The following is a 24,180-nucleotide window of genomic DNA, read 5'->3' as shown; positions in this document are numbered from 1 at the left end:
TTTTTAATTCTTATATAGATATTTGAATTGAAATCTCAGTCATATAATTTTCTTCATTATTTTCGCAAAAAAAGTCAAGTATACTTTCTTCATATGAATTACCAATAATTTTATAGTTATTATCGTATATATATTTTTTTAATTTTTCATAGGACTTATATGAGTCTTCATATCTCCCAATATGCTTTATACACACATACATTCCTTCTGGCTTTATATATAGCTTTTTATCTTTTATTTTTTTATCTATTTTTAAATAAAAACTTGATATACTTAAATATTCTCCATTTTTTATATTTTCATTACTTACTATTGCTCCTAGTTCATACCCCTGATACAGATTTTTTGACTTACAGTAATTTGTAAAATCAATCAATTCCATCATAAAATTGCCATCATTTATACTACTCAAATCACTTGATAATACTAAGTATTCTTCACATCTATTGGATATATAAATTTCTTCATTATATATCTTAGAAATACCTTCAACTGTAGTATTTATCCGGTTTTGTATTTTAGAACTTATTTGTTTTAATTTTTTTATTTTCTCTTTTATCTTTTTTTCTTCTTCTTTAAGCATTTCTACACAATGTTGAGGGCTTCTATTTTTTATATATTCTTTTATCTCTTCTAAACTCATGCCTATTTCTCTTAATGATTGTAATATATCTAATGTATCGTACTGATATACTGAATAATATCTATAATTGTTTTTATCTTTATATTCAGGTGAAAAAATCCCTATTTTATCATAAAAAATCAACGTCTGCTTAGAAACACCACATAGTTTTGCAAATTCACCTGTAGTAAAATACTGTTTTTCCAAGGTTTGTACACTCCTTTTCGCTTTGTTGTCTATATAGTTACTATATCCTTTAGTATTTACTAAATCAAGTAGTTATTATTTAATAAAATCAATATATTTTTAATTTTAAAGGTCAAATGTCAGTTAGATGTCAGTAAAATATTTTACCCACAATTTTATATAAATTTTCCATATCTTATCCACATCAATAAAAAGGTAGCACTTATATTAGTAGCTACCTTTTACTCTATTAATCTTCATATTTCCAAGTTTTTATCCATTCTCATATTTCTGTTATTTTGTCTTCTGTTATTTCCTCTTTATGTAGCTTTGAAATTAGTTCTGATAAAGGATTGTTATGTAAACCTCAAAAAATTCTTTTTCTTTCTAATTTCAAATATTCTTTTTCTTTCACTAATACTGTATAGTGTACATGTTTTCTAATTCTCTGAGATATTAAAAAACCTTTTTTAGTTAGTCTTACTAAGATTGTAATTGTAGTTGTATGTTTCCACCCATAGTTTTCATCCATTTCATCTGCAACATCTTTTGATATTACAGTTTTATATCCTGAATTCCAAATAAATTTCATGAGTTTTCATTCTGCATCTGGTAATTTTTTATTTAGCATAATATATTCCTTCTTTCTATATAACATAAAATTTAACTTAAACTAATAGTAGGAACTTTTTAATACAAAAACTACAGATAAAATTTACAATATATTCTACTTTTTTAGTTTATTTTTATTTTTTCTCTAAAAAAATTGACATTTTACTCTTTTTAGGATATTATGAAGCTAACTTCACATGAAGTTAGCTTCATATAGAGAGAGGGTATGGAATGAAAACAAAAGTGCGAGAATTTCGAACAAATATGGGTTTAACACAGCAACAACTTGCTGGTTTAGTCCATGTATCAAACAGAACAATTATTTCTATTGAAAAGGAGCAGTATAGTCCTTCTCTTATGCTTGCCTATCGTATGGCACAAGTGTTTGGTACAACTATTGAAGAACTATGTTGTTTAATAGAAAATAAAGAAATGGAGGACAAAAAACATGAAAGTAAAGAATAGACGAGGTTTTATAGTAGCTGTTATAGCTTCTATGTTATGCTGTGCTAGCATAGTTATTTACTGCATTTTAAAAGAACAAAGATTCCTAATTGCATCATTCCTTTTAATTACAATAGCAATCTTTAATTTTTACAATGCTTCTTCAAAAAAAGGCATTGTTGAAGAATTACAGGATAATGCAGATGAAAGAGACTTATACTTAACAATGAAAACAAGTCATATATTAGTTAAAATTATGAATTATACATTATGCGCTTTTACATTTCTTTTCATCATAGCTTATAGTGCATGGAAAAATCAATCACTTCTAGTTATAGCTATAACACTATGTGTCATTGAGATTTTTTTATTTGTTGCATATTTGCTTATAAATATACTTTTAGATAAAAAAGAGTAAATACAAGTTTATTAAAAACACAAGTTAATGTAACTATTTTAGAGGCTAATATATGTTTAATTTTTTTATAAATATAAGAGGTGATATAAATGCGTTTTAAGACTTACATACTAAAAAGAACTCTAAACAACAATCAACTAGAAATAACTCGAAGTTTTGACTTAGATAATCTAATTTTTACTGCAACAGAAATATTAGAAGAAAATGAGATTGATTTGATAATTATTGATGAAGTAAATAATATTGTTTGGAAAAATGAAAAAAGCACTCCCCAACATGAGAATGCTTAGTTATAACTATAGGAGTGTATTGGCAGTACACTTCTATTTTTTTATTATATCATATGATTTAGGTTGTTAAAAAGACCTATTTAAATCAATTTTAAGGTGTGTTGAGTAATGTTCTTAATAGTTCATATATATTAATGAATTCAAAAAAAATAAGCACTCTTTTGCAGAAGTGCTTTTAGTGTAATTAATGAAACTTTGTAATACAATTATAACATGTCTTATGTTTTAGTATGATAGTTTTTGTTCGTTTTATTATTAAAACTTTTACTATAATTTTATTCCCTTTGTTAATATTTGTAATTTTTTAGACACTCTTTATGTTTATACTACTGATATACTTTGATTAAGAAAATAAATCTAAATGGAGGTATCTCTACTATGAATTCTTGGAACATTATATTTTTAAGTTATGGAGTAACATTTACAATAGTAGTTACTGTAGGATATTTAATTAAGGGTAAAACTAATTATTGTAAGAAAAAATATTTAGATAAATTAGAATTAAAATATGGGAATATAGATAGAGAAAAAGCTACTAAACTAGAAATATTTTATCACTATTTAATAGGTTTAGAATATATAATCATGGGTTTATTAATAAGAAGACTTGATACTGCAATAATATCAGTAATATTAGTGTCTATCATAACAATAATATCCTATTATTTAATTAGGAAAAGATATATTGTTTTATAAAATTTAAATTTATTAAAAAAGAAGGTAACAACTATTTCCAGTTGCTACCTTCTTAAGCATCAATTCTTAAGTTTTGATATACTAAAATTTTCAACTTGAGACTTGAATAACTGTTCAATCTCATAAACGTATATTGATTTTAACTGTCTTTTTATCTTGAGAAAGTCTATTGCTGGATAAATATTATTTGGATAAAAACTCTTATCATTTATTAACATCCTATCCATCCCTTATCATTCTCCTCTTATTACTTCCCAATCCTCTGCAAATATATCACTTACACTTGGAACCCATGTATTAAAAGAATTTAATGTGTTTTTTATTACAAAGAATGGATAAATTTCTGAAAACTCATAACTTCCGCCTTTATCCATTTGCACATACATTCCTTTCCCATTCCAACATAATCTAAATGCTTTTTCTTCATTTTTTATTAGTGGTAATACTTCTTCAAATTTCATAATTCATTCTCCTTTTCAATCTATTATATAAAAAAAGACCATCTACAAAGATAGCCTTTTAACTTATTCTATTTTTTTATATTCTTTATTCTCTTTATCTGCCAATCCTCATCAGTATTTTCCATTATGTATGTTCTAACTATTTCACCACAATCCAAACATAAATCAGAATATACGGTTGCTACTCCTAGTAAACTATATCTTAGTCCAACATTACCAGCATTTCCTTTTCCTCCCCATTTAATATTTTTTTGAATTTTCTCACTAGCACAGTTAGGACATTTCATGTTTATACCTCCCAAAATTATCATATATTTTGTGTACAAGTATGTATATTTGAATTCATTTAGTGTCTATACAATCTTTGATTTACTTATATATTACCAAAAGTTTGTGTACTGAATATGAACTGCATTAGAAGAATTTTAGAATTTAAAAAGACTAAACTTACCCAAACTTAGTCTTTTTAAGGTGGAATTACATATTATGTCTCAAGTTCTATGAATCGAACCTAGATTAAACACCAGTACCTGTATAATGAGTGAAGTTACCAAGTCCCACCCGATTTTTAGACTTTGAATTAAGATACAAAATTGTATGAGATTTTAATCTCAATTCAAATACTTAATATAGTATATTAATAGATTTTGAACATAATTAGAATTGAACTAGCATCATCAATCATATTACTAGCTTTATTAGCTTTTCCTGCTTTGACACTATCATAGCTTATACCTTTTGTTAAATCTCCAGTGAGCTACAAACAGTTCAATTGATAGCAGCTATCACATACATAAATTACTGCAAAATTTATATAATTATATCATATTATATAAATATTTTTTTTGAATAATTGTATCAATTTGTGGTATAATAAAAAACAAGAAGAACTACAATCTATTGTCAGTAGAGTGGAGTTCGTAATTTAAAATTACTCATTTTTACGGAATGTGATTTTTAAATCAAATTCCCAACCACTCTTAGTTGCCGCTTCGAGTGGTTTTTTACATTTTCCAAATAGTTTGTTAACTATAAAACTGGCAACTAAACGTTCTAGTACACCTCGTAAAAAAATATCCATGCACAATTCACCTCCCTTCTTAACGTTGGGAGGATATTCTTTACGCATGAACCTCACTCTTTAGATTGTAGACTGCTTCTTCTTGTTAACCCTATTATAGCATATATATTTACATAATCTACCTATATTTTACTTTTTCTTTATTTTTATCTAAGGTTAAATGTCAGTTAAAATTAAAATATATTTACTTGCTAGATTATATAAGTAAATGTGAAATTGAAAATTTGATTAGTATTAGATATCTAATTTTAAAATAGCTAAAATTTCTCTTGCTGTTTGCGGCTTTCCAAAAAAATATCCCTGTATGTAATCTGGTTTCATTTGCTTAACTAAATCATACTCCTCCTGTGTTTCTACTCCTTCTAAACACACTCTTATGCCTACATCATGACAAATTGCAACAATAAATCGTATGAATGTAGCATCAAACTTACTTTTTAATATGTCTTTGACAAATACTCTATCAATTTTAACTATATCTATTGGAGAAAATTTTAAAATCTCTAAAGAAGAGTACCCTGTACCAAAATCATCCATAGCAATACGAATTCCTAAACATTGTAGAATTTCAAACTTATCTTGTAAAATACTCATATTTTGTACTGTATGACTTTCTGTCAACTCTAATACAAGATTTTGATAAGGAAAACTTTCCTCAGATATAATTTTAATTACATCCTCAATAAACGTCTCCTCTAATATTTGTACAGCTGAAATATTTACGCTTACTGTAAAAAGAGGATTATAATCAATCCAATCACTACAAGTACGTAATGCCATTCGAAGTACCCATGCTCCCACATCATTTATCATGTCATTTTCTTCCAAAATTGGAATAAATTCTAAAGGAGAAATTGCTTCACCTTTTTGGTTAGTCCATCTTAAAAGTGCTTCTACACCTATTATTTTATGACTTTGCGTGTCTACTTGTGGCTGAAATCTAAGACTAAATCCTCGAAAATTATCATTAATTGATGCTTTCAACTCCCACATCATTTCCAATGAATGCATTTTATTTTTCAAGATTTTTTCAGAGAAAAAAACAAGTTTATTCTTTCCATGTTCTTTAGCATACTGTAAAGAATAGCTAGCATATTTATAAAGTTCTTTTACTGTATCTCCATGCTTTGGATATATAGCACATCCAGTAGAAATTGTTATATTTAATCCATATTTTCTCCACAAGTGAAGATGTATAATCAAATTCTGTATTTGTTCATATAGAATTCGAATGTCATTTTCTTCAACATTATCAACAAGAATTCCCATTTCATCACCATCAAGTTTATAAAGTTCAGCATTACCTGGCAAAATAGATTTTATAGATTGTGCTAAAGTTTTTATTATGTTATCTCCAAAGGCTCTATCATACATCTCATTAACATTCTTAAAGTCATCAATATTTAGTAGCATTATGCATAATTTTTCAATCATGGGATTTGAAAGTTTTTCTTCAAATACACTCATAAACTCATAGTAGTTCAATAACTGTGTTAATGGGTCAATCTTATTTTGTTTACCTAACTGCGTCATAATTCCTGCAAAAATACTTGGCTCTCCAAATTCATCACGCATTAATTGGCCTTTACACTTTAACCATATATATTCTCCACTACGATTTTTAGCTCTAAATTCAACTGTATGATAATCCATATAATCTTTACCTATTTCCATATTTGACTTATAAAAACGATTCCAGTCCTCTGGATGTACAATTTTTTTCCAATATTCAAGTGGATTTTCCACAATTTCTCCTGGTAAATCAAATAATTCAACTTGTGATGGTGAATATCGAAATACTCCTGTTTTGAAGTTACATATATATATATATTCATCTGTACCTCTAATAAGAGCATCATAAAGTAAAGTGGAATCATAATCAAATTTATCTCTTGATATATTTAAATACTCAAAGTTCTCTTTTTTTTCATCGTTATCTGATACGTGACAAAACTCATCAATCTTAAGTTGTTTGTTTAAATCTATAGAGTTTGTAATATCTATAGATTGATGTATATGAACAGTTGTCCCATCATACCATGTAATTAAACTATCATAATTCTCAAAAACTCTATTTAACTTATTACATTTTTCATACCATTTTATTGATACTCCTTTTTTATTGCTCGCCAGTAATTCTGAAATCTTACAACAACTGCAAGGAATATTTTTTTCGGGATATAATACTTCCCAACAGACTTTTCCTTCTGGAACTAAAATACTGTATTCTTCTTTCATATTTTCATTCATAAAAATAATTTTATTAGTATGAATATCTGTAATATATATATTAGTCTTTATCTGATTTAATATAATTTCAATGTTATGTCTGTTCATATACATGCCTCCTTCATTGTTACTATTACTTATAACAACATTTCCAAAATTATTTTTTATTACAGAGGATTGCTTAATCATTTATATATACACATTAAATAGCTTAATTTACTGGGGAAATTTATCACTTCATATTCTAAATTATAGTTGATAAAAAAAAATACATCAATATCCTATTTACCAATTTAAATGATATATAAAAAATCTATTTGATAATGGATTTGCCCAATATCTTACTTGGTTTCTTATTCATGAACATATAACAAAACAGCTATCCAGTTTTGCAATTATAACAACCAGTTTTGCATACCCACTTGTAAAATTTTTCTAGCCAATATATCATACTATATAGGTTATCAAATGAAATAATACATGCTATTTACTGAATATTTTAATTTTTCGTTTTTTAGGGGGATTGGTTGTGTTTAAAGATAAAATTGATGAATGTGTCCATATAATGACTGCATATATTGCTAATTTAAAAGAATACTATTCATTTATAGAAACTCAAATCGATGATTTTATTAAAAAATATGGCGAAGATACTGTGGAGTCATGTCTCCATAGAATAATGATTTTATTATGTGAGTGTGGTTTGGCATAAAGTCAAGTATATTAAGTAGGCAAAAAGAATTTTATATAAGATTCTTCTTGCCTACTTTTATGTATTTTAGCTTTAATAGTTTTATCCAAAAGTTATGTATTCAAAACTAAAATCTAATAATAAATCTTAAAACTAGTAACAAGAGAATTTAATTAATTTATTTCTAATATACATAAAATCAAATCTTAAGAATAAAGTATTATAAACAAGATAATTTTTAAAGGGAGGAAGTTATGATAGATAATCAAAAATATGTTATTTTATCACTTGAATTACACTTATTTTTTTCAAGAATCATGAAAGAGCATTCTCTTTTTTTGGAAGCAGGATTCACACCTAAGGATTACAATCTTGCTCTAGAAGCTGACCACTATAAAAAGCAATTTGAGGAATTATTATCATATGCTGTTAGTGCTAGCAATGGTGTAATTAGACCTGATATATTATATTCAGAAGAAATTGTCACTAGTCATACATTGAATGCAGAAAAAAAGACAGAGGAATTTACAGGAATAGAAATAAATCAAAACATAACCACAAGAGAATTAAATTTACAAAGTGGTGTAAATCCACAGGTTAACCAAGATTTAGTAAATTATGTAGCTCAGCTTAACTCAGATTCACTAAAGTTACTTGATGGACTTATTAATCTAAAAGAAAGAGTTCTAGATGGAGTGCTATCATGCAATCTATTTACCTCAAATTACCCTCTACTTATTGAACATATAATACATGAAGCTAACTTATATCGTTCCTATGTAATTGACCTAGAAAATAAAATAGATATTGATTCAAAAGATTTTAAAGAGATAGAATTATTTTGGGACCAAATTATGATGGAGCATGCATTGTTTATGAGAGGATTACTTGACCCATCTGAAAATGAACTAATCAATACTTCAAACGAATTTGCTGCAAAATTTAAGGAATTAATAGAAGAAGCAAATAAAATGAATGATGCTACTATAAATAGTATGACAGATAAAACTCTAGATGAAACAGTTGAATTCAAAGATTTTAAAGAGGCTGGAGTATCTGGAATAGAAGAATGTAAAATAAAATCTATAATATTGCCACTTTTAGCAGACCATGTGTTAAGAGAAGCCAATCATTATATCAGAATATTGGAAAACTACAAAAATATGTAATTAAAAAACTCTAAACAAATTTATATAACATAAAATTAATTAAAGTAAAGATGCATTTAAACTGTTTCTTTACTTTTTTATTATTCAACAGAACTTAAGTCATTTATTTATAATAAATATTTGTGAAAAAATCATATAATCAACTACAATTTACAACATTCTTATATAGTAGTTTTAAAAATAAGAACTCTTAACAGAACTATTTTTCCACTTGATTATTTACTAAAAATTAATAATATACATCTTATAATAAAAACTTATTTGTGTTATAACTATATTGTAACTATTTTCATAATTTTAGGAAAAGTTAATAATAAAATTGGTTTTATGTAAGCTTATTTTGTATAATCTTTTCTTTATCTTTATTTATGCAATTATCTAGTAGGTAAATTTAATTAGCATAATAGTTACAACTTTAAAATTTAAATACAGGAGTGATTTTAGTATGATAAGACAAACACCATTAGAAAAACGTTACGATAAGTTAGGTCCAAACATCGTTACAGCTCTTAAAAAACGCTATTTTGATGCTTATTACTGTAAAACTAAAAACGATGCTTTACAACAAATTTTAGATTTAATTCCTCAAAATCATACAGTCTCATGGGGAGGTTCTGAAACTCTTAAGGAAATGGGTGTACAAATTGCTGTTAAAAATAAAGGATATAAAGTTATTGATAGGGATTTGGCAAAAAGTCCAGAAGAAAGAACAGAAATTATGCGTCAAGCACTTCTATGTGATACTTTTTTAATGAGTAGTAATGCTATTAGTGAAGATGGTCAGCTTTTTAATATTGATGGGAATGGAAATCGTGTAGCTGCAATGATTTTTGGACCAAAAAATGTTATAGTTGTTGCTGGCATGAATAAGATTGTAAAAAATATTGGTGATGCAATACAAAGAACTAGAACAATTGCTGCACCAGCAGTTGTACAGCGTTTTCAAGATGTTAATACTCCTTGCTATATTAATGGTAGTTGTATAGATTGCACAAGTCCTGAAAGTATTTGTGCATATATGGTAACTACAAGAATCAGTCGTCCAGCAAATAAGATAAAAGTAATATTAGTTGGAGAAAATCTTGGTCTATAAAATACATCTGTAAACAAAAATAATTACATAAATAATAAAATAATGTTACATAGTTTACTTACATAAGTGATAGAGAGAAAATTCTATATAAAATTTTCTCTCTATCACTTTTACCTTGTCCTCAAATTTCTATATTCCAATTTTCTTAAATACTATTTCCCTTAGAAATCAAAATATCTACTACTTTTATTATTTAAACTTCTATAATATATAATTTAAATTGTATTTCTAATAAAGTTTTCATAAATACCATAAAGTTTTTTGTTTTAATTTCCGATTGGTGTTTTTTGAATAAATATCTTCTATTTTTTAATAGTACTATACTTGCTCTTTATATTTAGTCTAAAAAATATTGTAATAAATTTATAAGCATTAACTTTTTCACTTAACAATTATTAAAAGAATCGTCGTTGTTTTTAAAATCAGAGTTATTTCTTTCTTGACACTAATATATATATATATTACTATTTATATAAAGTACTATATATACATATTAGTGTTAATTATTATGTATATAGAAAATAACATCACTACTAAAATAAATTTTCAGGAGGTTCAAGGCTATGAATTATAACTTACTTACTCTTTCATGGGAAGATATTTTGAATTTAGACAAAGAAAAACTAGTAGTATTTGTTGGTATAGCTCCAATTGAGGAACATGGTAGACATTTACCAATAGGTGTGGATATTTATGAAACAGATGAATGGATTAACCTTGCAATTAATAAACTAGACTCAATTTTACCTAGCTATTGTTATGGAAAACTGCCTATAATACCTTTGGGCTTTGCAGATATGGGAACTTTCCCAGGTAATATTCATATTAGCCGTGAATTAATTTACAAAATAATTTATAGTACATTAAAGAACATAGTCAAATGGGGTGTTAAAAATATCGTTGTTATATCTGCTCATGCTGACCCACTACATACAATTGCTATAGAACAAGCCTGTGAATCAATCAACAAAGAATATGGCATAATTTCCATTGCACCTATGGGTTCAATTTTTAATTGCGAACAAAAGGGAATCTTAAGAAAATTTTCTAATTCTATTAAAGAAAAAATCAAATTATTTCCAAATGATTTTCACGCAGGCTGGATTGAAACATCTAATATGTTATCACTCTATCCAGAATTAGTAAATGATAATTACCAAGAACGCCCTGATATATCTATTCAAGATAACGAAATGATGAACATCCAAAAAGTTATCAATACAATTAAAAATGAAGGTCATATTGGATTTCCTAAAGAGGCAAGTGAAGAATTGGGAGTTGAACTAAACAATGACATTGGAGAACAAATATACATAGCTACACATAATTTTATTCTTCGTTCTAATTATGAAAAATATATGAATCATCCTTTATATCATGTCCCAAACTTAAAACTTAAAATTTAAAACTTATAATTACTATAATACTTAATTTTTCAAATCAATATAATCTATTTATAACCTATAAAAAATACCTACATAAACTCTTATAAATAACATAAATAGTATAATAAAAGTGGCACTTATAATTAAGTGCCACTTTTATTATACTATTTATGTTACATATTTAATTATTTTTATATAATTCAAGTAAATATTTATATTGCCAATTATGTTCTTTATTAGCATCTTTATTTCTATAAGAAACAACTTTTACATAATAAACTTCTACATATTGACCATAATTTTAATAAATTATTGAGTATGTTTTATCTATAAATTTAGTTTTTTTATTCTCCATCAAGTTTTTTAAAATAATCTTTATTATACTCAGCTAGATAATCTGTACCTCCTCCAGTAATTACATTTAAAAGTTTCATTGCAAATTCAGGGCTAGCTTTACATATATAATTTTCCCCAGACTTAACGACTTCTAAAGCAATTGTAAACTCTTTTTTATTTGCAGAATCAATGTCCTTCATAGTTGGATTAGGCATCATTTCTCCTAATTTAGGAGGATTCTTTTTTAATATAGAAACCATATCTGTATTATTAATTTTTAAATCTACAATAACTTTATCGTCTTTTTTCTTTATATTTTCGATTTTCCAAGACATATTTTTAGAATACATTTTAAATCCTTCTTTGTCACTATAGATAAAACTACCTAACCCTGATTCTGGAAAATATTTATCTACTTTATCAGAATCTTGAGTCTTTATTGCATTAAACATATTATCTACTTCACTTTTTATTTTATTGTCATTATTACACCCAGTTAATACTAATACTGAGATTGCAAACATCATAATACATATAGTAATCTTCTTCATTAAATTATTTCCCCTTACATTTTTTTTAAATATTGATTTATTCTTTATATTTTTTGAAAAAGTTACAGTAATTGCATTTTTAGGGCACACTTTTATACAATCACCACATCTAATACATTCTAAACTATTTACATCTTCATATATTGGAATATCAAGCTTACATTTTGACTGACATACTGTACAATTTGTACATTTATCTTTATCAATTTTAAATCTATATATTGAAATAGGATTAAAGAAACTATAAATTGCACCTAAAGGACATAAGTACCTACAAAATGGTCTATAAATCATTATTGACACTAATAAAATCAATATCAAAATACTTAATTTCCAGCTAAATAAGAATCCTATGGATTCTTTTAAACTTTCATTTTCTAAAATAAGAGGTACCCCACCTAATAATGTACCTGAAGGACAAATCCACTTGCAAAACCAAGGATTACCACCACCTGCTACATTTACAATAGTAATTGGTAAAATAATTATAAAAACTATTAAAACTATGTATTTTAGATATTTTAAATATTTGTCACCATAAACTTTTTTTACTTTTAATGGAAATGGTATTTTATATAATAAATCTTGAATAAGTCCAAAAGGACAAAGCCATCCACAAACAAAGCGTCCAAAAAAAGCTCCAAATGCCATTAAAAATCCTACAACATAAAATGAAAATTTATAATCCCTACTTGATAAAACGGCTTGTAGTGAACCCATTGGACATGCACCTAGTGCCCCTGGACAAGAATAGCAATTTAATCCAGGTACACACAAGTTTTTACTTTCTCCACCATAAATAGTCCCTTGCAAAAAACCATTTATATATCCATTTGTTAATGCTGTAAATGCAATCTGAGTAATAATTCTTATATTATTGTTTATTTTTGATAATAACTTCATGATTGCTCTCCTAACCAATACCAATACATTCAAGGCAAATCATAATTGCTTTAGTTAATACTATATTTGCTTCTCCACGATATATGCCCAATACAATAAATGAAATACCAATTACAATAATAGAAATACCTTTTTTATTTTCTTTAATAAAGTTACTCATTACTTTTTACCATCTTTAATCTTTCATCTATAATTTTTTTCCATTCTTCTTTGCTATTTGCACCTGCAACTTTGTCACCTACAAATTTCCCGTTCTTGTCTACAAAATAAGTTGTTGGAAACTCTATAATTCTTTTAAAATCAGTCTTTTTCAAACCTTCAGATACTGTTAATTGTTGATAGGTAGCATTTGATTTTTTCATAATATCTTTAACTAAGTCTCTCTCTTCATCCGAAAGACCAGTTTTCATATCAGCTCCATCCACTTCTACAACTAATCCCTTTATAGCTACATTTGAATTATTACTTGCATATTCTTTTGATAAAGCTTCAAGTTCTGGCATCTCACCTACACATGGACCACACCAGGTAGTCCAAACATTAATAAGAGTAAGGTCTTTACTTGAAAACACCTCCTTTGTTACCTTATTTCCATCTACATCTTTGGTTTCTAGATTAAAAAACCATTCACTATTCTTTTCGCTTGTGTCTATAGGCTTAGACTCTTTTTTACTACAACCAGAAAGTATACCTAAAGCAAAAACACATCCCAAAACTAATACAAAAAACCTTTTCATACTTCACACTCCTAATATCTATATAATATATAAAATTGTTGATTGAAATAAAAGTAACCTATTCTCTATACTATAGTTATTATATTTAATAAATAATAGCCAACCTAAGGAAAACTATATTGAATATATATAGTTACTAAAATATACTTCTTATCAAACAAAATCTTATATATATGATAAGCTGTAAAACTTAAGATTATATACCTATATTTCTAAAGATTTTCTTAAGATATAATTATCTTTTTCAATAGAGTATAGTTATTCTTTCAATAAAAGTTCATTAATCGCTATTCTATAAATCCTACGAAACATAAGTTATTATTGATTTAAAGCCATTTATAATATTAACAAAGTTTTTCTTGACTATATAGTTACTATATACCTTATTATATATAGAGAGTAATAAAAGGAGGTAAAATTTATGGAAAATTTATTTACAAGAAAATTCACTACTTTTGAATTTCTAAAATTTGTTTCTCCTGCAATTATATCCATGGTATTTATATCTTTATACACAATAATAGATGGTATATTTGTGTCAACATTAGTTGGCTCAGATGCTCTTGCTAGTATAAATATTGTACTACCCATAATCAACCTTGTTTGTGGTTTTGGAATAATGATGGCAACTGGTGGAGGAGCTATAGTTTCTATACGTATGGGGGGAAATAGACAAGATGAAGCCAATTCTACATTTTCTTTTATAGTTTTATTTTCATTGATTATTGGAATTTTATTCACAGTAATCTCGTATTTTTTTGTCAAAGAAATATCTATTTTACTTGGAGCAACAGATAAACTACTACCTTATTGTATAACTTATGGTAAGGTTATGATTTTATGTACACCTTTTTATATTTTAAAATTTATATTTGAATATTTTACAAGAACTGATGGAAACTCTAAACTTAGTTTATTTCTATCAGTAATTGGAGGTGTAACAAATATAATATTAGATTATGTGTTTATTAAATATTTTGGAATGGGTCTTCTAGGTGCTGCGGTTGCAACTGCTATAGGTATCATTTTAACTTGTATTTTAGGTATAGCCTACTTCTTATCAAGTAAATCTACATTAAAATTAAAAAAACCAAAAACTGATTTTAGACTTATAAGAGATACAATGATAAATGGTTCTTCTGAAATGGTTACAGAATTATCTACAGGAATTACAACATTCTTATTTAATATAGTTGCTTTAAGATTAGCTGGAGAAACTGGACTTGCAGCTCTTACTATAGTACTTTATGCTCACTTTTTGATGACATCGGTTTATCTAGGTTTTGCTGCTGGAGTATCACCATTGATAAGTTATAATTTTGGTGCTGAAAATAGTGATAAGTTAAAAGAAACATTTAAGCATTCTTTAAAATTTATATTTGTTTCTTCTATTTTAGTTTTTATTGTAGCTTTAGTTTTTGCACCACTTATTGTTAGGGTTTTTGTAAATCCTGATAATGGAGTATTTGGTTTAGCTTTACAAGGTCTAAAAATATTTGCTTTTGCTTTTTTATTTGTTGGTATAAATATATTTGCATCAGGATTTTTCACAGCATTTCACAACGGAAAAATTTCAGCTATTATATCTTTTAGTCGTGCCTTTGTTTTTGTAATTATAGGAATTGTAATTCTTCCTCCTATATTGCATCTAAATGGATTATGGCTTACTGTTCCATTTGCTGAAATTATAACTATATTTATATCTATATTGTTTATAAAAAAATATAAGAGTAAATATAAGTATTAGTAAAATATATATTTGTTAAAATTAGTAAAGCTAGCTTAAAGTGACCGTATTTAAATTTCTCTTTAGAAACTTTATATTTGCAATGAAATTAAAGCCCTTAAAATCCAAAACAAATGGTTTTTAAGGGCTTTTTACTATTAATATTTAAATCTACTTTTAAGGTAATTTATATTTTAACTATAATAAATCATTTGCATAATCCTTAATTGGAGCTCTTCTAAGTAGTAATATTATTAAGGCTACACAAACAAATATAGTTCCTACTTTTAACCCTAATAAAATAGAAGTATTTTCAAATAAAATAATAATTTTATCTAAATATGTAATCATTTTTTGCATATGTTTAATTGCAAAATTAACTACATAAATTAATATCAATATTGGTAGTCCTATCAATAGAGTAAAGCTAGTAGCTTTTCTAACCCTATAAGTAAAAGCACCCAATAAAGCGCCTATCAAACCTATACATATTTCACTAATACATAAATTTATAAAATAATTTAAGTAAGCTAGTGGCATATTTGCTGTTGATGATTCTATTATTGTGGGTATAGAGATCCAAAGTAAATCTTGTTTCAGTAAAGATAATATATCCACCTTATAACCAGTTATAAACTCCATAGATAACTTTGATAAAAATATTAAAACTATACTTATAATAGAAAGAACAAAGGACAAAATAATTAAGGTTAGTATAATAGCTTTTATACAATTCTTTCTATCTGCCCTTATACTTAAAGCCCCTGAAAAATCTTTATTTACTATGGATATTCCATATACAAATATTAGTATACTTATATAGTTTAAAAGTGTCGTTGTGAAAGATGATAAGTCTTGTTTAGGCAAATTAGCAAAAGTTACAATAATAAGTGGTAAAACATTTAAAAAAGCACCCATTACCAAAAATAAAATTATATATAGTTTTGTATTTTTATTAAAAAATTTCATATATGGTCTTAATTCATTCAATTACAAAACCTCCTTTTTAGTCATACTTACAAACATATCTTGTAATCCTATGTATCCTACATCTATATTTGAATTTTCAATTATATTTTCATCGTTTTTACTAAAGTCACCATAGTAAAAGTAGGCAACTGTATTTCCAAATGATTTCTTAGGCTTTACATTTATTATTGCTTCTAACTTTTCTACTTCTTCTCTGCTTCCAGTAATATAATGAGCTTTTTGTTTTATAGTATCAATATCTTCATCTATAATAATCTTACCTTCATTTAATATTATTACATGCTCTAATAAATCATCTATTTCATCAATTAAATGAGTTGATATTATTATCGTTCTTGGATTTTTTATATAATTATCTAAGATTACATTATAAAATTCTTGCCTGTTTACTGCATCTAGACCAATTGTTGGTTCATCAAATATAGTGATGGCTGAATTGGAACAAATTCCTATTATATTTGAAAGTATAGTCTTCATTCCCCTAGACAATTTTCTATACTTTTTCTTTATATTTAAATCAAAATATTTACATAGTTTTTCTTCTAATGCCTTATCATAATTTTTATAGAAGCTAGAAGAAAACTCGAATATTTGACCTACTTTAAAGTCTGAATTATAAAATTCTTTTTCTCTTACAATACAAATATCTTCCAATACTTTTAAATCTTCTTTTATATTTTTTCCTGAAATTTCTATATCTCCTTCACTTTGAATTAATTGATTTACTATTATATTCAATAATGTAGTTTTCCCAGCACCATTTTTTCCTAATAAACCATATATTTTATTTTCTTCAAAATTCAGAGACATGTTATCAAAAATCTTTTGTTTTTTGAAGCTATGAGACAAATTTTTTATCCTGATAGAGTTACTCATACATTACTCCCCCTTAAAATTTATTATAATATCAACTAATTCTTCTCTGTTTATCTCTAATTTATCTGCTTCTTGAAGTAGATTTTTTATAAAATTATTTTTAAAGTTTTCTTTCCTAACTTCTTTTATTATACTTCTTGCCCCCTCTGATACAAACATTCCTATCCCTCTCTTCTTGTATAAAATATTCTTATCAACTAATGTATTTATTCCTTTCAAGACTGTAGCAGGATTAATTTTATAAAGCTTTGAAAGTTCAGTTGTTGATGGAACCTGCTCTTCTTCTTTTATTCCATCTGATAGTATTTCATCTTCAATTGCTCGTGCTATCTGAATAAATATGGGTTCTTCATTATTTAATATTAATTTCATAGGTTCCTCCTTCCTAAGTTAGTTAATTACTTAAGTAACTAACTATAAGACTATAATATATTATAAAGTTTTCTCTGTCAAGATTAAATAAAAAAAACAGAGGGAAATTTCCCTCTGCCTTTTATTCTATAAATTTATAATTAAACTAATATCTAGTTGTCATTGTTTTATCCATTAATTAATAGTTTTAATAACCTGTTATGTCTTCATTTTTTAATATTTTACATATTGAACTAGTACCTAATCTTTCAGCACCTGCCTCTATAAATTTTTCTGCATCAGAAATCGATTTAACACCTCCAGCAGCCTTTATCTTAACAGTTTCTCCAACATGCTCTTTCATAAGCTTTATATCTTCTAAAGTAGCTCCACCTGTTCCCATTCCAGTAGATGTCTTTATAAAATCTGCACCAGACACTGTTACTATCTCACACATCTTTACTTTTTCATATTCCTCTAAATAACATGTTTCTATAATAACTTTTAATATTTTATCTCCAATAATTGCTTTTATTTCTTTTATCTCATTTTCTATCTTCTCATAGTCCCCATTTTTAATATCTGAAATATTTACAACCATATCAACTTCATCTGCTCCATTTTTAATTGCATCTTCAGCTTCAAATACCTTCGTTGCAGTAGTTTGATATCCTAGGGGAAATCCTATTACTGTGCATACCTTTATTTTACTATTTAAATATTCTACTGCTCTTTTTACATATGATGGTGGTATACAAACTGATGCTACATTCATGTTTATAGCCTCATCACATAAAATCTTAATATCTTCCCATGTCGTTGTAGCCTTTAAAATAGTATGGTCTACTGTTTTTAATATGTGTTTCATAAAATCCTCCTAAATATATAATTAATATAGTTAAACTAGTTTTTTAAGTGTAACTTTCTTTTTGCAATATTTAATATCATATCAACTTCTTCAACTTTAAAAATGGTCATTAGTAATGTATAAATTCCACCTCCAACTATTACTGAAATGGTTAATGATACTAACTCGTTAAGTGTACCTACGCCTAAAAGTCCAAATATAAATTTATACGTAAAATATGATAAAATTCCCATAATAACTGATGCTACTAATGATTTTAAGGTTGCTTTTATTATCTTATCTTGTCCAAAATAACCTACTTTCCTTCTTAAATTTATGAAAAGTAACAATATACATGCAATTGATGATGAACTAGTTGCAAGAGCAAGACCACCATGAGCCATAGGTTTTATTAAAATTAAATCTAGCACTATATTTACACAAACAGATATAATACCATTTACCATAGGTGTTTTTGTATCTTGTAATGAATAAAAAACTTTACCTAATATATCTCTAAGTCCAAATGCAGTCATTCCAACTGCATAGAAAACTAAAGCAGTTGCTGTCATTTGAGTTGCTCTAGCATCAAAAGCTCCTCTTTCAAATATAATTCTAACAACTGGATTTGCAAAAACAATAGACCCAACTGAAATAGGAATCATAGAAATTATTATCATATTGACACTAGATTTAACTGAACTAGTAAATTTTTTTTGATTATTCTCTGCACTTAATTTTGACAGCATTGGGTACATAACAGACACTATTGAGGCTGTAAATGTCCCTGTAACAAAACCATTTAACCTATCTGCATAAGTAAGTGCTGGTATACTACCTTTAACTAATGTAGATGCTAAAGTTGTATCAACTAATGAGTTTACTTGATTAACAGCAACACCTATAAACACTGGTGAAAGTAATACCAGCAATTTTATAAGACTATCATCTTTAAAGTCTAAGTAAAATGAATATTTGTAATCTGTTTTTTTAACAAAAAACATGTAAAAAAGTAGCTGAACTATCATAGCAACTACCGCACCAACTGGAAGTACATATGGTCCAAACACGGTACTTATCATTATTGAAATAATTATTACTATATTATAGGGTATACTACCAAATCCAACTATGATAAAATTTTCTTTTATTTGTAAAAATGCTGACATAACACTAGTAATACCTATAAATATTATTCCTGTTATAAGTACTTTAGTAAATTTTACAGTAAGCTCAAATCTCTCGCCTTCAAATCCTATAGCAAATATACTCACAAGTTGTTTTGAAAAAATCACACCCAGTATAGCTACAATTATGCATATACCAACTATTATATTTAAGACATTGTTTAAAAATTTTACTGCTTGTTTTTCACCTTGTTTACTACTTATGTCTTGATACATTGGTATAAAAGTAGTAACTATAGCAGTTCCTATTGCTGCAAATATAATATTTGGTATATTCATAGCTGTCAAATAACTTTCTGTATACAAACCTGTTCCATAAATTGATGATAAAACTAATTCTCTACCCATGCCAAGAATCTTAGATATTACAGTAACTATCATCAAATAAAAAGTTGCTTTAGCCACTTTGCTCATTTCATCACTCCACTTCTAACACACTTCTTTTAGTTCAGTAAAAGCTAGCCTATTATATATAATTTAATCTATTATTCCTACATTTTCTGAAGATAATAGTAGTTGTTTATTCTTTAATATATCATAAATAACATTATTTTTTATGTTTTTTATTTATACAACATTTTCTATAATCGCAATTTAAATCTAATAGAATAAATTTAATTGAATTCACAGAAATGGAGTTATTATTTTCTAATCTAGGTAAAACAAAACACTTATATTAGCAATATCTTTAAATTTCATTTTATTCATTTCTTATAACTTAATAATCTCAACATAAGGAAAATATATAATCATTTTTAAGTTATATTTTAACATATTTTATCTATTTTGAAAAATTTTAATCACTTTTACTAAATAACTATTTATTTAAAGAAAATCCAAAAAAGTATTCTCCTCAATGAAGAATACTTAACAGAGATATATAAGTGCATTTTAAATAAAGTACATCAATATGATTATTAATAGTCGTCAATAAGCTAATAAAAGCTCAACTTTTCTGCAAGTTAAAGTAATGTAAAGGTAATTTTTATTTTATTAATCTCATATTTTCCTATTGAAAAACCATTATTGATTATGTGTAAGTATGACAAAAGAAAAAACAAAAGTAGGAGAATCTTTCTCCTACTTTCTTTTATATTCGCTTTATAAATATTAATAAAAATGCTTTAATTGTTTTAATTTACTTGGATGTCTTAATTTTCTTATTGCTTTAGCTTCTATTTGTCTTATTCTTTCTCTAGTAACTCCAAACACCTTTCCAATTTGCTCTAATGTCTTAGGGGCATCATCATCAATGCCAAATCTCATTCTCAAAACCTGCTGTTCTTGTTCTCCAAGACCTGTAAGTAATTCTTCTATTTTTTCTTTTAAATTATGTTGTTCCACTTCATGCATTACAACATCTTTAAAATCAGCATCTGATGGTATAAATTCAACTAAACTACTATCTTCATCTTCTTTTAATGGTGTATCCAAAGATACAACATTTTTATCTCGTTTTAATAATTCCAATACTTTCTCAACCTCAAGACCACAAGCATCTGCAATCTCATCTACAGTTGGTTCTCTTAATAATACATTTAAAAGTTCTTGTTTCTTTTTCTTTACAAAATTTATTCTTTGGTGAAGATGTATAGGTATTCTAATAGTATTTTCGCAATCATCAATATATCTTGTTATGCTTTGTTTTATCCACCATGTAGCATAAGTGCTAAATTTGTATCCTTTTTTATAATCGTACTTCTCTACTGCTTTTATGAGTCCTATATTTCCCGCTTGAATTAAGTCTAGCATATCAATACTATCTCTTTTATATCTTTTTGCTATGCTCACTACCAACCTATAATTTGAATTTATAAACTTTTCCTTTGCTACTGAAGATGAGTTGATTATTTCCTTTGCCAGCTCTACCTCTTCTCCTGCTGACAACATTTTGTATTCCTCAATTTCCTTTAAATACATTTTCATCGCATTTGATACATTTGATGAACCCACACAAATATAATTTTCATAATTATTTTCTTTTTTAGTATCCATAATCAAACCCCTTCTATTCATAGAATTTGCTAAAACAAAAATAAATAATTTAAAACTACATAATCTACAACTACATAATATCCCCTTCTTCAAATAAGTTGTTTTGTATATTATGTATACAAAGTTATAAAAACTATACCTATAATATTATTCTACCTCTAACCCTAATATCCTCCTTATATATATAATTTATTTTATTATATATTGTTATATCCTAAGTTTTTAGATTGATATATGTCTAAAAAAAGACTGTTGATTAAACAGTCTTTTTTAATATATATGCTTGTTATTTACTTTTCATGATGATTGCATCCACATCCACAATTTTCATCGTGATGATGATGTTCTTCTTCTGAATCTTTAACTTGTTGTTCCATCTCATTAAACTCTTTTACCATTATATCATAAGTTGGAAGTGCTGCCTCAGTATCATATTCTTCGCCTCTCCAATCAGCATACATCATAGCATCACCATTAGTTAAAACCAATCTACCTGACATAGTTATGTTATCTACTTCTTCTAAAAATTCTATTTGTTTTTGTAAAACTTCCCCTTCTAATTCTACATCTTCATCTAAACACTGCACTATCATTACTGGAGCGTAATAATCCTCATCATCTTTAACATTTACAATAATATCTAAAGTTCCCTCTGCACCTTCTTCAAATTCTGCTAATTCAACATTTGTATCAATCATGTCCTGAGGTACCAATAAATCTTCTATTAAATATTTTATTACTCTGTCTTTTACTAATTCTTTTGACATTTATTTTTTCTCCTTCCGATTCTATAACATTATCATAATCATTTCTATATTATAGTATACTACATTAATTGTTTTTTCAATCTCTTATAAAAATTATTTTTTTATTATTTACCTTATATTACCTTTTTTATTACAAACTTGTAATCGCATTGATTTAAAAAATAGTTTATATTTAGTATAATAGAAATGTAGCACATATTTTTATTCAGTATATTGATAAAAATGTATATTGAAAATGTAATGTATGTTAAATCTAGGAGGATTATTATGAAGTTTAAAAAACAAATTAGCTCTATTATTATATCTACTATGCTTGTGTTTGGAAGTTTAAACCTTGCTTATGCAGATGGAACAAATGTTGTTACACTTGGAGCTAACTTATCAGAATCTCAAAAACAACAAATGCTTAATTATTTTGGAGTTAAAAAAGACCAAGTCTTAGTTTTAGATGTAACAAATGCAGAAGAAAGACAATATTTACAAGGTGTTGCAACAGAGAGCCAACTTGGTAAAGTTACTATTTCTTGCTCTTATGTTGAGCCTACAACAAATGGCAATGGAATTAATGTTAAAACAGCAAATTTAACTTGGGTAACTAGCTCAATGATTGCTTCAACACTTACAACAGCTGGTCTTGAAAATGCAAATGTTATTGCTGCTGCTCCATATCCTGTAAGTGGTACTGGTGCATTGACAGGAATTATGAAAGCATTTGAAGATGCATCAGGAAAAAAACTTGACGAAACAAAAAAGGAAATTGCTTCTGAAGAGTTAGTGGTTACAGGTGATTTAGGAGATGATATAGGTCAAGAAAAAGCAACTGGTGTGATGAATGATATCAAAACAGAAATTGTAAAAAATGGTACAAAGGATACTAATCAAATAGCTAATACGATAAATAATGTTGTAAACAATTACAATATTACTATTACACCAGAACAAAAAGAACAAATTCAAGGTGTAATGAAAAAAATAGCTGACCAAGATTATGATTACAATAATATGAAAAATACATTGGATAATGTATCAGACAATGTAAATGAACAACTAAAAAAATTAGGTGATAGTGTTAAAGGTTCTGGAATACTAGATACTATAGGTGGATGGTTTAGTGGAATAGGAGATTGGTTCTCTGGTTTATTCTCAGGAGGAGATAAAAAAGATTTGGGAATCTTAAATAACACTAATGATGAGTCTCTTGGCTCAAATGCTGTGATAAACTCTACAGAAGGTGTTCAAATAAATCCACAAGATAATACTAACTCTAATAATACAGATAACTCAGAAGATAGTACTAACTCTAATAATACGGATAACTCAGAAAATAATAGCGAGAATAATGATAACACTCAATCAAGTGAAAATAACACAACTAATAATTCTGAAAATCAATCCAATACTAATGACTCAGTTGGTTTCTTTGAAAAAATAAAGAATTGGCTTTCAGGTTTATTTTAAAAATTAAGTAAATAAAAGAATTGCCTAATATAGAAATTTTCTATAAAAGGCAATTCTTTTTATCTCAAATAAATTCTTA

General features: G+C 26.5%; 26 protein-coding genes and 1 pseudogene. 10 read left to right on the top strand and 17 right to left on the bottom strand.

The genetic code is table 11. From position 1 onward, the window contains the following. Window positions 1-10: 10 nt before the first annotated feature. Together IC213_RS10980 and IC213_RS10975 are read right to left on the bottom strand one after the other, a co-directional pair. Window positions 11-829 (bottom strand): MerR family transcriptional regulator, encoded by an 819-nt coding sequence (locus IC213_RS10980; RefSeq protein ID WP_227432899.1) that lies wholly within the window; start codon window positions 827-829, stop codon window positions 11-13. A gap of 346 nt (window positions 830-1,175) precedes the next feature. Continuing rightward, on the bottom strand, window positions 1,176-1,400 hold the full coding sequence (locus IC213_RS10975; RefSeq protein ID WP_227863077.1) for a BlaI/MecI/CopY family transcriptional regulator: 225 nt from the start codon (window positions 1,398-1,400) through the stop codon (window positions 1,176-1,178). A gap of 251 nt (window positions 1,401-1,651) precedes the next feature. Here IC213_RS10975 and IC213_RS10970 point away from each other — a divergent pair, with 251 nt between their 5' ends. From IC213_RS10970 to IC213_RS10955, 4 genes are all read left to right on the top strand, one after another. Further along, window positions 1,652-1,885 (top strand): helix-turn-helix transcriptional regulator, encoded by a 234-nt coding sequence (locus tag IC213_RS10970; RefSeq protein ID WP_227863076.1) that lies wholly within the window; start codon window positions 1,652-1,654, stop codon window positions 1,883-1,885. After that, window positions 1,869-2,282 (top strand): hypothetical protein, encoded by a 414-nt coding sequence (locus IC213_RS10965; protein WP_227863075.1) that lies wholly within the window; start codon window positions 1,869-1,871, stop codon window positions 2,280-2,282. Before IC213_RS10970 ends, IC213_RS10965 begins: the two co-directional genes overlap by 17 nt. A gap of 89 nt (window positions 2,283-2,371) precedes the next feature. Beyond that, a complete protein-coding gene (locus tag IC213_RS10960) occupies window positions 2,372-2,572 on the top strand; it encodes a hypothetical protein (RefSeq protein WP_227863074.1) in 201 nt (66 codons plus the stop codon). A 378-nt stretch (window positions 2,573-2,950) separates the two neighbouring features. Then, a complete protein-coding gene (locus IC213_RS10955) occupies window positions 2,951-3,268 on the top strand; it encodes a hypothetical protein (protein ID WP_227851666.1) in 318 nt (105 codons plus the stop codon). Window positions 3,269-3,327: 59 nt separating this feature from the next. Here IC213_RS10955 and IC213_RS10950 read toward each other — a convergent pair whose 3' ends face one another. From IC213_RS10950 to IC213_RS10930, 5 genes are all read right to left on the bottom strand, one after another. Beyond that, window positions 3,328-3,495 (bottom strand): hypothetical protein, encoded by a 168-nt coding sequence (locus IC213_RS10950; RefSeq protein ID WP_227834589.1) that lies wholly within the window; start codon window positions 3,493-3,495, stop codon window positions 3,328-3,330. A 6-nt stretch (window positions 3,496-3,501) separates the two neighbouring features. After that, window positions 3,502-3,729, bottom strand: coding sequence for a DUF2829 domain-containing protein (locus IC213_RS10945; RefSeq protein ID WP_227482334.1), 228 nt, complete (start codon window positions 3,727-3,729; stop codon window positions 3,502-3,504). Between the two features lie 68 nt (window positions 3,730-3,797). After that, window positions 3,798-4,016 carry a hypothetical protein gene (locus IC213_RS10940; protein ID WP_227432888.1) on the bottom strand — a complete coding sequence of 73 codons (219 nt, stop codon included), beginning with the start codon at window positions 4,014-4,016 and terminating at the stop codon, window positions 3,798-3,800. A gap of 644 nt (window positions 4,017-4,660) precedes the next feature. After that, window positions 4,661-4,810, bottom strand: coding sequence for a hypothetical protein (locus tag IC213_RS10935; RefSeq protein WP_227432886.1), 150 nt, complete (start codon window positions 4,808-4,810; stop codon window positions 4,661-4,663). A 234-nt stretch (window positions 4,811-5,044) separates the two neighbouring features. Then, complete coding sequence (locus IC213_RS10930) at window positions 5,045-7,147, bottom strand: bifunctional diguanylate cyclase/phosphodiesterase (protein WP_227482333.1); 2,103 nt, start codon at window positions 7,145-7,147, stop codon at window positions 5,045-5,047. A gap of 421 nt (window positions 7,148-7,568) precedes the next feature. Here IC213_RS10930 and IC213_RS10925 point away from each other — a divergent pair, with 421 nt between their 5' ends. The 4 genes from IC213_RS10925 to IC213_RS10910 all read left to right on the top strand — a co-directional run bounded on the left by IC213_RS10925 (window position 7,569) and on the right by IC213_RS10910 (window position 11,398). Then, window positions 7,569-7,751: a hypothetical protein gene (locus IC213_RS10925; protein WP_227432883.1), complete on the top strand. Its 183-nt coding sequence runs from the start codon at window positions 7,569-7,571 to the stop codon at window positions 7,749-7,751. Window positions 7,752-7,984: 233 nt separating this feature from the next. Beyond that, complete coding sequence (locus IC213_RS10920) at window positions 7,985-8,899, top strand: DUF2935 domain-containing protein (protein WP_227863073.1); 915 nt, start codon at window positions 7,985-7,987, stop codon at window positions 8,897-8,899. Between the two features lie 445 nt (window positions 8,900-9,344). Next, complete coding sequence (locus tag IC213_RS10915; protein WP_227432881.1) at window positions 9,345-9,992, top strand: lactate utilization protein; 648 nt, start codon at window positions 9,345-9,347, stop codon at window positions 9,990-9,992. A 563-nt stretch (window positions 9,993-10,555) separates the two neighbouring features. Beyond that, complete coding sequence (locus IC213_RS10910) at window positions 10,556-11,398, top strand: creatininase family protein (protein ID WP_227432879.1); 843 nt, start codon at window positions 10,556-10,558, stop codon at window positions 11,396-11,398. Between the two features lie 917 nt (window positions 11,399-12,315). Here the strand turns inward: IC213_RS10910 and IC213_RS10905 are convergent. The 3 genes and pseudogenes from IC213_RS10905 to IC213_RS10895 all read right to left on the bottom strand — a co-directional run. Beyond that, window positions 12,316-13,167, bottom strand: a pseudogene (locus IC213_RS10905) (4Fe-4S binding protein); the annotation flags it as partial. A 10-nt stretch (window positions 13,168-13,177) separates the two neighbouring features. Then, complete coding sequence (locus tag IC213_RS10900; protein ID WP_227432878.1) at window positions 13,178-13,327, bottom strand: CD1871A family CXXC motif-containing protein; 150 nt, start codon at window positions 13,325-13,327, stop codon at window positions 13,178-13,180. Next, window positions 13,320-13,904: a TlpA family protein disulfide reductase gene (locus IC213_RS10895; protein ID WP_227823733.1), complete on the bottom strand. Its 585-nt coding sequence runs from the start codon at window positions 13,902-13,904 to the stop codon at window positions 13,320-13,322. Before IC213_RS10895 ends, IC213_RS10900 begins: the two co-directional genes overlap by 8 nt. A gap of 421 nt (window positions 13,905-14,325) precedes the next feature. Here IC213_RS10895 and IC213_RS10890 point away from each other — a divergent pair, with 421 nt between their 5' ends. Then, window positions 14,326-15,651 carry an MATE family efflux transporter gene (locus IC213_RS10890; protein ID WP_227823732.1) on the top strand — a complete coding sequence of 442 codons (1,326 nt, stop codon included), beginning with the start codon at window positions 14,326-14,328 and terminating at the stop codon, window positions 15,649-15,651. 177 nt (window positions 15,652-15,828) lie between these two features. Here IC213_RS10890 and IC213_RS10885 read toward each other — a convergent pair whose 3' ends face one another. From IC213_RS10885 to IC213_RS10855, 7 genes are all read right to left on the bottom strand, one after another. Further along, on the bottom strand, window positions 15,829-16,620 hold the full coding sequence (locus IC213_RS10885) for an ABC transporter permease (RefSeq protein ID WP_227823731.1): 792 nt from the start codon (window positions 16,618-16,620) through the stop codon (window positions 15,829-15,831). Then, on the bottom strand, window positions 16,621-17,496 hold the full coding sequence (locus IC213_RS10880; protein WP_227823730.1) for an ATP-binding cassette domain-containing protein: 876 nt from the start codon (window positions 17,494-17,496) through the stop codon (window positions 16,621-16,623). 3 nt (window positions 17,497-17,499) lie between these two features. After that, window positions 17,500-17,868 carry a GntR family transcriptional regulator gene (locus tag IC213_RS10875; protein WP_227432872.1) on the bottom strand — a complete coding sequence of 123 codons (369 nt, stop codon included), beginning with the start codon at window positions 17,866-17,868 and terminating at the stop codon, window positions 17,500-17,502. Window positions 17,869-18,055: 187 nt separating this feature from the next. Beyond that, on the bottom strand, window positions 18,056-18,715 hold the full coding sequence (gene deoC, locus IC213_RS10870; protein ID WP_227482328.1) for a deoxyribose-phosphate aldolase: 660 nt from the start codon (window positions 18,713-18,715) through the stop codon (window positions 18,056-18,058). 35 nt (window positions 18,716-18,750) lie between these two features. Further along, window positions 18,751-20,295, bottom strand: coding sequence for a murein biosynthesis integral membrane protein MurJ (murJ, locus tag IC213_RS10865; RefSeq protein ID WP_227823729.1), 1,545 nt, complete (start codon window positions 20,293-20,295; stop codon window positions 18,751-18,753). Window positions 20,296-20,991: 696 nt separating this feature from the next. Next, the gene (locus tag IC213_RS10860; protein ID WP_227823728.1) at window positions 20,992-21,876 is read right to left on the bottom strand and encodes an RNA polymerase sigma factor RpoD/SigA; all 885 of its coding nucleotides are present in this window, start codon (window positions 21,874-21,876) and stop codon (window positions 20,992-20,994) included. Window positions 21,877-22,166: 290 nt separating this feature from the next. Continuing rightward, window positions 22,167-22,643: a type I restriction enzyme HsdR N-terminal domain-containing protein gene (locus IC213_RS10855; protein ID WP_227432867.1), complete on the bottom strand. Its 477-nt coding sequence runs from the start codon at window positions 22,641-22,643 to the stop codon at window positions 22,167-22,169. Between the two features lie 267 nt (window positions 22,644-22,910). Here IC213_RS10855 and IC213_RS10850 point away from each other — a divergent pair, with 267 nt between their 5' ends. After that, entirely contained in the window at window positions 22,911-24,101 is a 1,191-nt protein-coding gene (locus IC213_RS10850) for a DUF1002 domain-containing protein (protein ID WP_227482326.1), read from the top strand. Window positions 24,102-24,180: the final 79 nt, after the last annotated feature.

Source organism: Clostridioides sp. ES-S-0049-02 (genome assembly GCF_020658465.1).
Lineage (GTDB): Bacteria > Bacillota > Clostridia > Peptostreptococcales > Peptostreptococcaceae > Clostridioides.
The sequence above is the reverse complement of the archived record's forward strand: the minus strand, read 5'-3'. Positions and strand labels throughout refer to the sequence as shown.

Excerpts from the sequence above, each read along its gene's own strand:
- IC213_RS10975 (WP_227863077.1), bottom strand. The coding sequence starts at position 1,400 with ATGAAATTTATTTGGAATTCAGGATATAAAACTGTAATATCAAAAGAT.
- IC213_RS10970 (WP_227863076.1), top strand. The coding sequence starts at position 1,652 with ATGAAAACAAAAGTGCGAGAATTTCGAACAAATATGGGTTTAACACAG.
- IC213_RS10965 (WP_227863075.1), top strand. The coding sequence starts at position 1,869 with ATGAAAGTAAAGAATAGACGAGGTTTTATAGTAGCTGTTATAGCTTCT.
- IC213_RS10960 (WP_227863074.1), top strand. The coding sequence starts at position 2,372 with ATGCGTTTTAAGACTTACATACTAAAAAGAACTCTAAACAACAATCAA.
- IC213_RS10955 (WP_227851666.1), top strand. The coding sequence starts at position 2,951 with ATGAATTCTTGGAACATTATATTTTTAAGTTATGGAGTAACATTTACA.
- IC213_RS10950 (WP_227834589.1), bottom strand. The coding sequence starts at position 3,495 with ATGGATAGGATGTTAATAAATGATAAGAGTTTTTATCCAAATAATATT.
- IC213_RS10945 (WP_227482334.1), bottom strand. The coding sequence starts at position 3,729 with ATGAAATTTGAAGAAGTATTACCACTAATAAAAAATGAAGAAAAAGCA.
- IC213_RS10940 (WP_227432888.1), bottom strand. The coding sequence starts at position 4,016 with ATGAAATGTCCTAACTGTGCTAGTGAGAAAATTCAAAAAAATATTAAA.
- IC213_RS10935 (WP_227432886.1), bottom strand. The coding sequence starts at position 4,810 with ATGGATATTTTTTTACGAGGTGTACTAGAACGTTTAGTTGCCAGTTTT.
- IC213_RS10930 (WP_227482333.1), bottom strand. The coding sequence starts at position 7,147 with ATGAACAGACATAACATTGAAATTATATTAAATCAGATAAAGACTAAT.
- IC213_RS10920 (WP_227863073.1), top strand. The coding sequence starts at position 7,985 with ATGATAGATAATCAAAAATATGTTATTTTATCACTTGAATTACACTTA.
- IC213_RS10915 (WP_227432881.1), top strand. The coding sequence starts at position 9,345 with ATGATAAGACAAACACCATTAGAAAAACGTTACGATAAGTTAGGTCCA.
- IC213_RS10910 (WP_227432879.1), top strand. The coding sequence starts at position 10,556 with ATGAATTATAACTTACTTACTCTTTCATGGGAAGATATTTTGAATTTA.
- IC213_RS10900 (WP_227432878.1), bottom strand. The coding sequence starts at position 13,327 with ATGAGTAACTTTATTAAAGAAAATAAAAAAGGTATTTCTATTATTGTA.
- IC213_RS10895 (WP_227823733.1), bottom strand. The coding sequence starts at position 13,904 with ATGAAAAGGTTTTTTGTATTAGTTTTGGGATGTGTTTTTGCTTTAGGT.
- IC213_RS10890 (WP_227823732.1), top strand. The coding sequence starts at position 14,326 with ATGGAAAATTTATTTACAAGAAAATTCACTACTTTTGAATTTCTAAAA.
- IC213_RS10880 (WP_227823730.1), bottom strand. The coding sequence starts at position 17,496 with ATGAGTAACTCTATCAGGATAAAAAATTTGTCTCATAGCTTCAAAAAA.
- IC213_RS10875 (WP_227432872.1), bottom strand. The coding sequence starts at position 17,868 with ATGAAATTAATATTAAATAATGAAGAACCCATATTTATTCAGATAGCA.
- deoC (WP_227482328.1), bottom strand. The coding sequence starts at position 18,715 with ATGAAACACATATTAAAAACAGTAGACCATACTATTTTAAAGGCTACA.
- murJ (WP_227823729.1), bottom strand. The coding sequence starts at position 20,295 with ATGAGCAAAGTGGCTAAAGCAACTTTTTATTTGATGATAGTTACTGTA.
- IC213_RS10860 (WP_227823728.1), bottom strand. The coding sequence starts at position 21,876 with ATGGATACTAAAAAAGAAAATAATTATGAAAATTATATTTGTGTGGGT.
- IC213_RS10855 (WP_227432867.1), bottom strand. The coding sequence starts at position 22,643 with ATGTCAAAAGAATTAGTAAAAGACAGAGTAATAAAATATTTAATAGAA.
- IC213_RS10850 (WP_227482326.1), top strand. The coding sequence starts at position 22,911 with ATGAAGTTTAAAAAACAAATTAGCTCTATTATTATATCTACTATGCTT.